The organism is Bradyrhizobium sp. IC4059 (assembly GCF_020193615.1).
Lineage (GTDB): Bacteria > Pseudomonadota > Alphaproteobacteria > Rhizobiales > Xanthobacteraceae > Bradyrhizobium > Bradyrhizobium yuanmingense.
The window spans coordinates 93,426-105,292 of record NZ_JADYVH010000014.1 but is presented as its reverse complement, the minus strand read 5'-3'; the positions used below and the strand labels follow the sequence as shown (position 1 = coordinate 105,292).

General features: G+C 64.4%; 12 protein-coding genes and 1 tRNA gene. 6 read left to right on the top strand and 7 right to left on the bottom strand.

All coding sequences use genetic code 11. From position 1 onward, the window contains the following. Positions 1 to 19: 19 nt before the first annotated feature. Both rpoH and I6F12_RS32370 read right to left on the bottom strand, forming a co-directional pair. Positions 20 to 919, bottom strand: coding sequence for an RNA polymerase sigma factor RpoH (gene rpoH / locus I6F12_RS32375; RefSeq protein ID WP_036009602.1), 900 nt, complete (start codon positions 917 to 919; stop codon positions 20 to 22). 216 nt (positions 920 to 1,135) lie between these two features. Further along, positions 1,136 to 2,143 (bottom strand): RluA family pseudouridine synthase, encoded by a 1,008-nt coding sequence (locus tag I6F12_RS32370; RefSeq protein WP_036009604.1) that lies wholly within the window; start codon positions 2,141 to 2,143, stop codon positions 1,136 to 1,138. Between I6F12_RS32370 and I6F12_RS32365 the strand changes: the two genes are divergently transcribed. From I6F12_RS32365 to I6F12_RS32355, 3 genes are all read left to right on the top strand, one after another. Further along, the gene (locus I6F12_RS32365) at positions 2,142 to 2,486 is read left to right on the top strand and encodes a hypothetical protein (protein WP_036009606.1); all 345 of its coding nucleotides are present in this window, start codon (positions 2,142 to 2,144) and stop codon (positions 2,484 to 2,486) included. The two genes, I6F12_RS32370 and I6F12_RS32365, sit on opposite strands and share 2 nt — an antisense overlap. Before the next feature lie 57 nt (positions 2,487 to 2,543). Then, a tRNA-Glu gene (locus I6F12_RS32360) sits at positions 2,544 to 2,618 on the top strand. Between the two features lie 117 nt (positions 2,619 to 2,735). After that, complete coding sequence (locus I6F12_RS32355; protein WP_225158078.1) at positions 2,736 to 4,553, top strand: NERD domain-containing protein/DEAD/DEAH box helicase; 1,818 nt, start codon at positions 2,736 to 2,738, stop codon at positions 4,551 to 4,553. A 320-nt stretch (positions 4,554 to 4,873) separates the two neighbouring features. Here the strand turns inward: I6F12_RS32355 and I6F12_RS32350 are convergent, their stop codons facing one another. The 4 genes from I6F12_RS32350 to I6F12_RS32335 form a co-directional block, all read right to left on the bottom strand. Next, the gene (locus I6F12_RS32350) at positions 4,874 to 5,293 is read right to left on the bottom strand and encodes a CBS domain-containing protein (protein ID WP_036009620.1); all 420 of its coding nucleotides are present in this window, start codon (positions 5,291 to 5,293) and stop codon (positions 4,874 to 4,876) included. Between the two features lie 182 nt (positions 5,294 to 5,475). Continuing rightward, entirely contained in the window at positions 5,476 to 5,946 is a 471-nt protein-coding gene (locus tag I6F12_RS32345) for a YbaK/EbsC family protein (RefSeq protein ID WP_036009608.1), read from the bottom strand. A gap of 189 nt (positions 5,947 to 6,135) precedes the next feature. Next, entirely contained in the window at positions 6,136 to 7,119 is a 984-nt protein-coding gene (locus tag I6F12_RS32340) for an alpha/beta fold hydrolase (protein ID WP_225151811.1), read from the bottom strand. A 156-nt stretch (positions 7,120 to 7,275) separates the two neighbouring features. Further along, positions 7,276 to 7,854 carry a hypothetical protein gene (locus I6F12_RS32335; RefSeq protein ID WP_225158077.1) on the bottom strand — a complete coding sequence of 193 codons (579 nt, stop codon included), beginning with the start codon at positions 7,852 to 7,854 and terminating at the stop codon, positions 7,276 to 7,278. Between the two features lie 188 nt (positions 7,855 to 8,042). On the opposite strand from I6F12_RS32335, the gene I6F12_RS32330 reads away from it, so the two are divergent. The 3 genes from I6F12_RS32330 (at position 8,043) to I6F12_RS32320 (ending at position 11,412) form a co-directional block, all read left to right on the top strand. Beyond that, positions 8,043 to 9,533 carry an amidohydrolase family protein gene (locus tag I6F12_RS32330; protein ID WP_225158076.1) on the top strand — a complete coding sequence of 497 codons (1,491 nt, stop codon included), beginning with the start codon at positions 8,043 to 8,045 and terminating at the stop codon, positions 9,531 to 9,533. A 3-nt stretch (positions 9,534 to 9,536) separates the two neighbouring features. Then, the gene (locus I6F12_RS32325) at positions 9,537 to 10,466 is read left to right on the top strand and encodes a GTP-binding protein (protein ID WP_225158075.1); all 930 of its coding nucleotides are present in this window, start codon (positions 9,537 to 9,539) and stop codon (positions 10,464 to 10,466) included. Positions 10,467 to 10,542: 76 nt separating this feature from the next. After that, the gene (locus I6F12_RS32320) at positions 10,543 to 11,412 is read left to right on the top strand and encodes a DUF1989 domain-containing protein (protein WP_225158074.1); all 870 of its coding nucleotides are present in this window, start codon (positions 10,543 to 10,545) and stop codon (positions 11,410 to 11,412) included. Positions 11,413 to 11,449: 37 nt separating this feature from the next. Here the strand turns inward: I6F12_RS32320 and I6F12_RS32315 are convergent, their stop codons facing one another. After that, the gene (locus I6F12_RS32315) at positions 11,450 to 11,827 is read right to left on the bottom strand and encodes a tautomerase family protein (protein ID WP_225158118.1); all 378 of its coding nucleotides are present in this window, start codon (positions 11,825 to 11,827) and stop codon (positions 11,450 to 11,452) included. Positions 11,828 to 11,867 lie beyond the last annotated feature (40 nt).

Here is an 11,867-nt window from a genome sequence, read left to right as displayed (position 1 = left end):
TGGCGCTGAGCCGCCGCGCTTAATGCGCGGCTTCCAGCGCGGCCTGTTCGGCCTTTGCGATCGTGCCCTTGACCGCGGACTGCACCTTCTCGAAGGCGCGGACCTCGATCTGGCGGACGCGCTCGCGCGACACGCCGAACTCGGCAGCAAGGTCTTCCAGCGTCATCGGCTCATCGGCGAGGCGGCGGGCCTCGAAGATGCGGCGTTCGCGCGGGTTGAGCACGCCCATGGCGCCGTTCAGCGCGTCACGGCGGTGATCATACTCCTCGTGCTCCGCCATCATGGCTTCCTGGTTGGGCGTGTTGTCGACCAGCCAGTCCTGCCATTCGCCGGCTTCGCCATCGTCGCGGATCGGTGCGTTGAGTGACGCATCGCCGCCGAGGCGGCGGTTCATGTCGATCACGTCCTGATCGGTGACGCCGAGGCGCTTGGCGATCAACTTGACTTGGTCGGGGCGGAGATCGCCTTCGTCCAGCGCGTTGATCTTGCTCTTCGCCTTGCGCAGGTTGAAGAACAGCTTCTTCTGGTTCGCGGTGGTGCCCATCTTCACGAGCGACCACGAACGGAGGATGTACTCTTGAATCGACGCCTTGATCCACCACATGGCGTAGGTGGCGAGACGGAACCCCTTCTCGGGTTCGAATCGCTTCACCGCCTGCATCAGGCCGACATTGCCTTCCGAGACGACCTCGGAGATCGGCAGGCCGTAGCCGCGATAGCCCATGGCGATCTTGGCCACGAGGCGGAGATGGCTGGTGACGAGTTGGTGTGCCGCGTCGCGATCGTCATGCTCACGCCAACGCTTGGCGAGCATGTACTCCTCCTGCGGTTCCAGCATCGGGAATTTGCGGATCTCGGCGAGGTAGCGAGAAAGGCCGGATTCTCCATTGAGGACCGGCAAAGCAGCGGTACGGGCCATAGTGCGCCCTCCAAAAGGTTCAGGCCCCCGATAGCGGCGGGCCAGGCAGACGACCGCTGTGTTAAAGCCGGCCGTAGCTGCGATGTTCCGCGTTGGTCATTTCAACGCAGACGCAATATACCCCATCGGGGGTCAAAAAGGGAAGGATTGCTGACGTCACGTCCCCGTGTGGCAGCTATAACTTTTTGTAATGTAAAGGCTTTCTGAAGCGGGGCGTCATAGCGCCGCCTTGAGCGCACGTTCCAGGAGAAGCAAATCCTCCGGCAAAGGCGCCTCCCAGTGCAGTAATTCTCCCGTCCTCGGGTGCTCCAATACCAGCAGGTAAGCATGTAAGGCCTGCCGCCCCAGCGCCGCCAAAGCTGCCTGCGACTCGGGGCCGAGCTGGTTGGCCTTGGTCTTGAAATGCGGGCCATAGACGGCATCGCCCATCAGCGGGTGGCCGATATGGGCGAGATGGACGCGGATCTGATGGGTGCGGCCGGTCTCGAGCTCGCAGGCGAGCAGGGCGGCGACGCCCTTGCCGTCGCGTCCATGAAAGCTCTCCAGGATTTCCCAATGCGTCACCGCCTCGCGGCCACCCTGGCGCACGGCCATCTTCTCGCGTGCATGCGGATGCCGGTCGATCGGCGCATCGACGGTGCCGCGGTGCCGGTTCGGCACGCCCCAGGCGAATGCCATGTAGCCGCGCCGCATCGCGCCGGTGCGGCCGTGATCGGCGAATTGCGCCGTCAATGAAGCGTGGGCGAGATCGTTCTTGGCAACCACCATCAGCCCCGTCGTGTCCTTGTCGAGCCGGTGCACGATCCCGGGCCGGCGCACGCCGCCGATGCCGGAGAGCGAGGCGCCGCAATGGGCGATCAGCGCGTTCACCAAGGTGCCGGTCTCGTGGCCGGCCGCGGGGTGCACGACGAGGCCCTTGGGCTTGTTGAGGACGACGATGTCGTCGTCCTCGAACACGATATCGAGGGCGATGTCCTCCCCCTTGGGCTCGGCGGGCGCCGCTTCCGGCACGTCGATTATGATCGTATCGCCGGATGCGACGTGATAAGCGGGGTCGCGGACCGCGGAGGCCTTCAGGTGCACTGCGCCCGCCAGGATCAGGGCTTTCAGCCTCGATCGCGACAGCTCCGGCAGGCGCGCCGCCAGCACGCGGTCGAGCCGGGCCGAGCCCTCGGAGCCTTCGACCACAACCTCCAACCTTTGCGCTGACCCAGGGCTTTCCATGACGACGTCTGATACCGCTGTTCCCGAACCGACCCCCGAGCAGGCCGCGCTGTTCGCGCGGGTGCGGCGGATGATGCTGATCGCGGGGTTGACCACGGCGCTGGCGTTCTGCGCCGTGCTGATCGCGGTGGGCTACCGCCTTTTCAAGTCTGAGGGAAGGGCGGTCGAAGCGGCAAGCGATGTCACTGCCACCCTGCCCAAGGGCGCCAGAATCGTCTCGACCGGGGTCGCCGGCGACCGCCTCGTAGTGACGCTGGATCTCGGCGGAATCATCGAGATCCGCACCTTCGATGCCCATACCCTGAAGTCGGCCGGACGGCTGAAATTCGCCAATGAGCCGTAAAACGCCCCTCGGGGTCCTTGCGGCGGACAAATTTCGAGGCTATTGGCTAGCCCTCACGCTCCCTTCGTCTAGCGGTTAGGACGCGGCCCTCTCAAGGCTGAAACAGGGGTTCGATTCCCCTAGGGAGCGCCAGCTGATCCTAAGCCATTGAAAACCTGCACACTCTAGGCGACCATGTCAGCCTGGAGAGACCGCCCTGTTGCACTTTGCCTCACAAGGTGGTCCGCAAATGGTGCTCGCGGTCGTGACATGGCAATCCTGATCCCGAGTCTCGGCTTCGCGCGCTTCGACAGCCGTGGTGAGCTACGACTGGCGGAACGATTGAAGGACTTCCTCGAGGAGAACGCCGTCGTTTGGCACAACCTGCCTGTCGGGCCTCGCAACCGGCATCCGGACTTCATCATCATTCATCCCGCGAACGGCCTGCTCGTGCTCGAGGTGAAGGACTGGCGCCTGGAGACGATCGTGTCGGCCGACAAGACGAAGGTCGAGCTGCTGACAAGTCGTGGTGTGGTGCGGGAAAGCAATCCGCTGGAGCAGGCTCGCAAATATACATTCGAGGTCGTGCGCACGCTTGAGCGCGACGGGCAATTGTTGTTTCCGCCGGGACATCGCCTCGCGGGCCGGTCCATCGTTCCGTTCGGCTTCGGGTCCGTGTTCACTAACATCACCCGCAAGCAGTTCGATCAGACCGATCTCAAGGAGGTGTTCTCCGGGCATCTCTGCCTGTTCAAGGACGAGATGACCGAGGGCGCGGACCCCGAGGAATTCCGATCGAGATTGTGGCGCATGGTTCATCCGTGTCTCGAAGAGCCGCTGTCCATGCCGCAATTCGACCGCCTGCGCGCGCTGCTGTTTCCGGAGGTTCGGATACGACAGATTGCCCTGCCTTTGGACGATGCGCCTCGCGCCGATTCTTCGGATCGGACGCTCGCGGTCATGGACCTTCATCAGGAGCAGTTCGCGCGCAGCCTGGGCGAGGGGCATCGCATCATTCGCGGCGTCGCCGGATCGGGCAAGACCCTGATCCTCGCTTTTCGCGCCGAGTATCTGGCACGTGCGGCGGCAAAGCCGGTGCTGATCCTGTGTTACGCCAACGGCATCGCCGGCCGGCTTGAAGATGCCATGCAGAGCAGGGGCGTCGAGGACCGCGTTCAGGTTCTCACCTTCCACTCGTGGTGCTACCGGATGCTGCGGACGTACGGGATTACCGCCCCATCCGAGCGAGACTATCCGGACTACGCGGAGCGCCTGGCTGCGAGCGTTTCAGAGGTCGTGAAGGCGGTCGATCACGGCCATATCCCGGCGGAGCAGTACGACGCGGTCCTGATCGACGAGGCGCACGACTTCGAACCGCAATGGCTCGCGCTTGCGGCCAAGATGGTGAACCCGCGCACCAAGGCGCTGATGGTCGTCTACGACGATATCCAGGCTATCTATAAGGGGCGTGAACGGCCGGTCTGGAGCCAGCTCGGCATTGAAGCAAAGGGCAGAACGACCGTACTGAAGGTGAACTATCGCAACACCGCCCAAATCGTTGCCTTCGCGAGACGCTTCGCCGCAGACGTCATCGGCGCTCCCGGCATCACGGCCGACGACGAGCACGCCATCCTGCTGCCCGAAGATGCGGGTCGGCAGGGACTGGAGCCGGATGTGCGGCGGTGCGTGAGCATCGAGGCGGAAGCTCACTGCGTTGCCGAGTGGTTTCTCGACCGTAAGAAAGCCGGCTACAAGTGGTCGCAGATGGCGTGTCTCTACCCGGAGCACTGGATCGGCGGACGGGTTGCGCAGATTCTCGCCGGGCATGGTGCGCCGATCGACATCGCCAAGGACAATCGCAACCGGGTTTCGGTCAAGCGGGTTGCCGTGCGATTCCTGAGCATGCACAGCGCGAAAGGGCTGGAGTTTCCCTGCGTCGCCATCGCCGGCTTGGGCCTGCTCGGCCGCCACGGCGAGACCGTCGAGGAATGTGTCCGGCTGACCTATGTCGGGGTGACCCGGGCAACTCACGAGGCGCTCCTGACGTATTCGAGCGAGTCGGCATTGGTGCAGCGCTTGATCGCGTAGCCCGACGCCGCGCAGGCGCTCTTTCACGCGGTAGTGCAGTCGATCGAGCGGAGGATCGCCCGCTGCACGTCCGCATTCGAAAGAAACACATCGTGGTAGGTTGCGCGTCGCAGCGTCATCGATGATGACGTGATCGAGTGAACGGGCCTTGCATCCATTCCGGCGCAACTTGCATTCACTCCGGCGCAAAATGAGCCGCATCGCGTCGTCGCTTCTGCGCCGCGCGATAGTTGCACCACGAGCGCATGACTCGGGCTCCCACTCAACCCTATTCGGGGGGATCGCGAGAGGAGCCGTGGCCATACGTTTTGGCGGTAACTTCAGTGATGCGCCGAAACGCTTCTGACGGTCTCGGTGAGCATGTCACCCGATGAGGAATGGCTGACGTCACCCAGGCTGATGATGCCGACCATCCGCTTGCTCTTGTTGATCACCGGCAGCCTGCGGACCTGCAGCTTCTCCATATGATGCATCGCCTTGGCGAGGTCATCGTCCTCGCGGCAGCAATGGATGCCCTCGGTCATCACGTCACGTGCCGTCGCGCGGCCGGCATCGAAGCTGTGGCTCGCGAGTCCTTTGCAGACGATGTCGCGGTCGGTCACCATTCCGACCAGCTTGTCATCCTCGCCAATCGGAATGCAGCCGATGTCATGTGCCCGCATCAGTTTGGCAATCTCGGTGATTGGGGTGTCGGGGCTAACCCAGTCGACACCCTTGTGCATCACGTCTTTGACTTTCATGGCGAGCCTCCGTTCGTGGGTTTCAAGTGCGTTGATGCAATGCAGCGGCACCCCCATCTTCCGAACTCCGACCAGACAAAGCGCAGACACTTTCGCCGCCACCCTGCGGAACGGTATGACGGCGAACTTGCGGCTAGAGTTCCCGGCTAGGGCCGCAAGGACAATGGGCGGTGCACAGGTCCTCAGTCATGCGCGCTGAAGCGGCCGTGCGGTGCGTTGGCCGTCAAGCGCGCAAACTGCGCGTGACCCATGTGAAGCAGCGTCTCATGATCGCCGGCTTCCATATAGATGTCCGGCTGTGCCTCGAGGCTGTCGTCGACGATGATATCCAATCCGTAGCATTTGCCGACGGCAGGAACTGCACCGTGTGCACAGTCGCTGAACAGCCGATTGATCTCGGTTTCATTGGCCATGTGGACATTGTCGCCGAGGCTTGTCCTCAGGTCGGACAGGCGGAGGTGATGCGATGCGGGCAAGACGGCCAGCATGTATCCGCCGTCGCGCCGCAACACGATGCCCTTGGCGAGGCGATCGCCGGAGATATGGCATGCCTGCGCCGTTCGGGCGGACGTCATGCTGAGTTCGTGCGGGATCACCTCGTACTGGATGTTCTCAGCGGCGAGGTATTTCTGGAGGGTGGGAGCAATGGCCATGGCATCACCTCCGATGCGGAATGGAAACCATCCACCGTGAGGCGATCCTGCAGACTCTCGCCATTCGATGGGCGGCTGCCTGACTAGCTACCCAACATAGGTCTTCCATCCGCAAGCTGCAATGCAATTCCCCTCGGAGCCGCAACGGGTGTGGGCAGGAGCAGGCTTTTCGTGTGGCTCCGCGCTCTCCTACGCCGTCGTGCCGTCGATCGAGCGGCGGATCACCCGCTGCACTTCCGTATTCGACAGGAACAAATCGTGGTTGATGATGCCCCAGCCTTCCTGGGAGGCATCGACCACGCGCACACCGAGCGCTGCGATGGCGGCCTTCTCGGCCGCGCCGACGCGGGTCATGCCGCCGGCGAGCTGCCCCGACAGCGCCAGTGCACGATCGTTGGTCGAGGCGATCACCGTGATCTTGCCGGCGAGAGGGCCGATGCGCTGGATCGCCGACGAGAACACGTCCATGTCGATGTCGGGCGCGGCAAACACCACCGCGCCAATCTTGCTCGTCACCGTGTCGCCGTATCTCCCATGGAGCTGGCGCAGGCTTTCGAGGGTCAGCATGGTTCCCATGCTGTGGGCGACGATGTGCACGCGCCCCGCCCCCGGCGCCGACACCAGCGCAGAGAGCACGCGCTCGAAATTGTCGCGCGACCACATCGCGCTGTCGCGGTCATAGGCGTAGTCGAACAGTCCTGCCTTGGAAGGCCAGGAGAACGCCATGGTCCGGCCGCGGAACTTGATCCCATCGGAAAGGTGGGCTGCATCCAGCACCGCCGTCTCGAATGTCTGCTTGAAACCGTGCACATAGATCAGCACGTCCCCGCCGCCGGCCTGCGCAGCGAGATCGCCGGCGTCGGCCGGGACCGGCTCGATCCGGTCGAGACGCCAGTTCTCGAGTCCGACCGAGGCGAGGGAAAGCCGGCTCTCGTCCGGCGCCGTCAGCTTCGCCCGCGCGACCGTCATGCTCGTCGCACGCTCCGGCCCGAACCAGGGTTTTGCGCGGCCGCCGTTCACGGGCTTGCGTGTGGTGACGACAAGCAACGTCGGATCGACGGAGAGCGAGGAGGCGTCGAAGCGCGCGCCGGTCGCACCGAGGCCAGCGCATCCGCCAAGCGCCAGCGCGCTACCCGTCGACAGGAGACCGCCGATGAGAGCGCGGCGCGACATGGAATGATTTGTTTGGAGAAGACGTCGACCTATCACTGGGAACCCATGGGAACTTTGCCCCCGACAGCCCGCCCCATCTGCTCTCTGAATGACAATGGGGGCGAGATCGCGGCGGAGCCGCCTCGCGCATGTCGTGGCCTTCAAGTGAATGGCGGGTCAGTCGACGATCTCGATTGCCTGAATCTCGCACCAATCGCGCAATGCCCGCTCCCTCGCCTTGTTGCGGTAGTCATGCCAAGCATCGATCGCTCCCCGTCGGGAGAGCAGGCCCTTGAACTTCTGATAGGCGCCGCGTTTGCTGAAAATATAGCGAACGTCGTCCAGATCGTTCGGCAGGAACTCGCGGACGAAGGCAATCACGAGAGGCTTGCCGAGGTCGAGGTCTCGTGAGTTCGGGATCTGCAAGTATTTGGTCTCGTCCTCGATATCGTCAGGCAGTTCGTCGTCCTCGAGCTCCTGGAGGTCGTCCTGATCGAACTGGTAGTAGATCTTTCCTGTCTGCCTGCAGACGAAGGTGCGGCACTCCACAATGCCGCTGATGTCGGCGAACTCAAAGCCTGGAGGATGTCTCCGAATTTCACGCGCATTGGACACCTTGCCAATGGACCGACGCCGCAATGTCTGCAATCGGCCCGAACAGTATAAGCGGATCGTCCTTCGAGGCAATGAACCCTCGCCGTGTCCAGAAGGCAACTGCCCCGGCGTCGACGGCAGAACACACCGATCCGCTGTCAACCCCTCCTGCCGAAGTATCCCACTTTACCGAGATTCTCCCAGCAAGGACCTGCCTCCAAGCAAGCATGCCGCATCGGCGTCCGTGGCGGTGGCCGTTCTCCCCAGAATCTGCACTATGCGCCCCGCGCCTCCGAAGCTGCTGCCGGGCCTTTGGAGGCTCGGGCAATTTTGTTTTTCGGAGTGACGAGATGAGCGGTTTGGTGATCTCTGGCGGCCGGGTGGTGGATCCCGCGAGCGGGATGGACGCCGTTGGGGATGTGGCGGTGGTGGACGGCAGGGTCGCCGCCGTCGGCACGGGCCTCGGCAGCGCCGAACGGGTGATCGACGCAACTGGGCTCGTGGTGGCGCCGGGCTTCATCGATCTGCACGCCCATGGCCAGTCGATCCCGGCTGACCGCATGCAGGCGTTCGACGGCGTCACGACCACCCTCGATCTCGAGGCCGGCGTGCTGCCGGTCGGGTCCTGGTATGAGCGCCAGGCGCGAAAGGGCCGCGTGCTGAATTATGGCGCGGCCACCAACTGGGCCTTTGCCCGCATCGGCGCGATGACGGGCTCCAACGCGGAGAGCTCGCTGGAAGCATTCGGCAACGCCATGCGCGACCGTCGCTGGATGGACAACGTCGCAACCGATGCGGAGGTGTCGGGCATTCTCGAGCGTCTGGCCCGCGGCCTCAACGAGGGCGGTATCGGCATCGGCATCCTCAACGCCTATGCGCCCGGCGCCGGCGTGCAGGAGCTGACCGCAGTGTGCCAGCTGGCCGCGAAGCAGGACGTCCCCACCTTCACCCATGTCGCCTTCATGTCGCGCATCGATCCCGAGAGCGCAGTGGAAGCCTATATCCGCCTGATCGGCTATGCCGGCGCCACCGGCGCGCACATGCACATCTGCCATTTCAACTCGTCGAGCAAGACCGACGTCGAGCGTTGCCGCGTGCTGATCGAGAAGGCGCAAGGACAGGGCCTGCCGATCACGGTCGAGGCTTATCCTTACGGCACCGGCTCGACCGTGCTGGCCGCGGCCTTCTTCAGTGATCCCCAGTTCGTCGAGCGCAACGGCACCGGTTACGATTCCGTGCAGCGCGTCACCGACGGCTACCGCTTCCACGACCGCGAGGAGCTCTTGAAGGCGCAGGCCGAGGAGCCGTCCTCGCTGGTGCTCTGGCACATTCTCGACACCGAGAACAATGCGCACCACCGCGACCTGCTCGATATGTCGGTGCTGTATCCCGGCGGCGCGATCGCCTCCGACGCGATGCCGTGGACGCTGTCGGACGGCTCAACCTACACCGGTGATGCCTGGCCGCTGCCGGATGATGCGACCTCGCATCCGCGCTCGGCCGGCTGCTTCACGAAGTTCATCCGTGAATGGGTGCGCGAGCGCAAAGCCGTGTCGTTGCTGGAAGGCGTGCGCAAATGCGCGCTGATCCCGGCGGAAATCCTCTCGCAGAGCACGCCGGCGATGCGGAGCAAGGGCCGGCTCGCGAAGGACGCGGATGCCGACATCGTCGTGTTCGACTACGAGAAGCTCTCGGACCGTGCGACCTTCACCGCGATGAACCGGCCCTCTGAGGGCGTCCGGCATCTGGTCGTCAGCGGCCAGGTGCTGATCAGCGACGGCATGCTCGATGTGACCGCGCGGCCGGGCAGGCCCGTGCGCCGCCCAATCGTCGAGGGCTGATCCATGGCGGTCCCCATTCTCCTGGTGACGGGCTTCTTGGGGGCCGGCAAGACCACGGTCGTCAACCATCTGCTGGCGCATGCGGAGGGGCGGCGGATCGCTGCCGTCGTCAACGATTTCGGCGCCATCAACATCGATGCGGAGCTGATCGCGGGCGCGAGCGACGGCGTGGTCAGCCTTGCCAATGGCTGCATCTGCTGCTCGCTCGAGGGCGATCTGCTCCGCACGCTTTCGACGCTGCTGCGGCGTGATCCCAAGCCCGATTGTATCGTCATCGAGACCAGCGGCGTCGCCGATCCCGCTGACATCGTGCGCAATCTGATGGACCCGGTGATCCTGCGCGAGGCACAGCTGGAGACGGTGCTTTGCGTGTTGGACGCAGGGACACCGCTCGCTGCCCTCGACGAGGCGTTGCAGCGGTCGCAGCTGCGCGTCGCCGATATCGTGGCATTGAGCAAGCTCGATCTGGTGGGCGCGGGCGCAGGGGCGCGGATGCGTGAAGCCATCCGCGCCCAGCGCGTGCCCGCGGTGGTGGTCGATGCACACCACGGCGAGATTCCGCCTGCGCTGCTGTTTCCCGCCGGCGCCGACCGCGCTCCGGCGTCGCGCGAGGTGGGACCGAAACGGCCGGCGGAGGAGCGCTTCGAGGCACTGAGCTGGACCTCGGATAAGCCGGTCTCGTTGCCGCGCCTGCAGCAGGCCATCAGCCGCCTTGCACCGAAGCTGGCGCGCGCCAAGGGCCTGTTCGAGACGCTCGAGCAGCCCGGCCGCACGATGGTGTTTCAGTTCGCCGCCGGCCGCGCGACCCTGGCGCCTGGCGATGCGCCGACACCGGGCGCGGCGCGGACGCGCATCGTCTTCATTGCCGAGCTTGGCATGCTCTCGAAGGCGGAGCTCGATGAAGTCATGGAGGCGTGCGTTGCCGCCGGCTGAGGTGAGGGGGTAGGGTCAACCGCTTCCGCCATTAGCCACCACCTCTCCTCTTGCCGAGTCGATCCGAGGCCGAACTATGCCGCCAAATATGCCACTCGCCCCCGCTGATGCCGCCTCGCGCCGCGCTGCCAAGCCGGCCATCGTCTATCCGGCCGGGACGATGCCCGGGCCGGACATGGCCGCGCTCGAAATAGTCCGCCGTGCTGCGGTCAAGACGCACGAGCTTATCGTGCCCCCACGCGATGCCCGTGCCTTTCGCGTGGCGCGCGGCCAGTTCTTCCGCATCGTCAGCATCGAAGGCCCGCAGGTCGGCGACCTCAATCTCTGGAACGCGGACGATCTCTCCGAGCGCTTCTTCAGCGGCAAGACGCGGGCGCTCCATGGTACGCATGTCGGCATCGGTGACCGGCTCTGGAGCAATATGCCCTATCTTCGGCCGATGGCGACCATCAGCCACGATACGCTCGGCTGGTACGGCTTCGACGCGGACGGTGCCGGCATTCACGATGTGATCGGCACGCGCTGCGATCCCTACACAAATCTCCTGCTGAACGGCACGGCTTACGATTTTTGCTGCCACTCCAACCTGTCCCGCGCCCTCGCCATCGAATTGAAGGCGGATCCGGCCGCAGTGGAGCATCATGTCCACGACGTGCTCAACGTCTTCATGTGCACCGGCTTCACTGGGGATACGCACCAATATTTCATGAAGGCAAGTCCGGTCCGCCCCGGCGACTTCATCGAGCTCTTCGCGGAGATCGACCTGCTCGGCGCGCTGTCGGCCTGTCCGGGTGGAGACTGCAGCGCAACCCATTCCAGCGATGCCGCGGCATGCCATCCGCTCAAGATCGAAATCTTCGAGCCGGATCGAACGGCCCTGAAAGGCTGGACCTGGCCTACCCCGAGCGCGTATCACCGTCACCACGGTGCGCATGCGGGACGCTGAATCTCAGTCTTCGACCGGCAATCCGTCGCCGTGCACCTCACGCGAACTGCGCGATGCCGTGACCGACGGACCAGTTCTCCTTGGGCGCGTCGAGCACGTTGACGAACACGTCCTCGGGCCTGATCCCCGGGTTCTCGCCGAGCAGGTCGGCGATCCGGCGATACAGCGCTTTCTTCTCCTCGGCCGTGCGCGAGGCGAACACGGTGATCTGGATCAGCAGGGCGTCTTCGCTGCGCTCGACGCCGTAGGCATTGCCGCAGCGGAAGTTGGCCGGCTCATGCTCGGTGATGGCCATGAACGCATCGCCTTCGGGCACGTTCAGGGCCTCGCGCATCGCGCGGTAAAGTCCGTCCAGAATCGCCTGCCGGTAGCTTTGCGGCTTACCGGCGCGCATCGAAATGTGGAGGAGAGGCATCACGCGGCCCTTTGCATGCGGCTCCGGCCGACACGGCGAT

Excerpts from the sequence above, each read along its gene's own strand:
- rpoH (WP_036009602.1), bottom strand. The coding sequence starts at position 919 with ATGGCCCGTACCGCTGCTTTGCCGGTCCTCAATGGAGAATCCGGCCTT.
- I6F12_RS32365 (WP_036009606.1), top strand. The coding sequence starts at position 2,142 with ATGACGACGTCTGATACCGCTGTTCCCGAACCGACCCCCGAGCAGGCC.
- I6F12_RS32370 (WP_036009604.1), bottom strand. The coding sequence starts at position 2,143 with ATGGAAAGCCCTGGGTCAGCGCAAAGGTTGGAGGTTGTGGTCGAAGGC.
- I6F12_RS32355 (WP_225158078.1), top strand. The coding sequence starts at position 2,736 with ATGGCAATCCTGATCCCGAGTCTCGGCTTCGCGCGCTTCGACAGCCGT.
- I6F12_RS32350 (WP_036009620.1), bottom strand. The coding sequence starts at position 5,293 with ATGAAAGTCAAAGACGTGATGCACAAGGGTGTCGACTGGGTTAGCCCC.
- I6F12_RS32345 (WP_036009608.1), bottom strand. The coding sequence starts at position 5,946 with ATGGCCATTGCTCCCACCCTCCAGAAATACCTCGCCGCTGAGAACATC.
- I6F12_RS32340 (WP_225151811.1), bottom strand. The coding sequence starts at position 7,119 with ATGTCGCGCCGCGCTCTCATCGGCGGTCTCCTGTCGACGGGTAGCGCG.
- I6F12_RS32330 (WP_225158076.1), top strand. The coding sequence starts at position 8,043 with ATGAGCGGTTTGGTGATCTCTGGCGGCCGGGTGGTGGATCCCGCGAGC.
- I6F12_RS32325 (WP_225158075.1), top strand. The coding sequence starts at position 9,537 with ATGGCGGTCCCCATTCTCCTGGTGACGGGCTTCTTGGGGGCCGGCAAG.
- I6F12_RS32320 (WP_225158074.1), top strand. The coding sequence starts at position 10,543 with ATGCCGCCAAATATGCCACTCGCCCCCGCTGATGCCGCCTCGCGCCGC.
- I6F12_RS32315 (WP_225158118.1), bottom strand. The coding sequence starts at position 11,827 with ATGCCTCTCCTCCACATTTCGATGCGCGCCGGTAAGCCGCAAAGCTAC.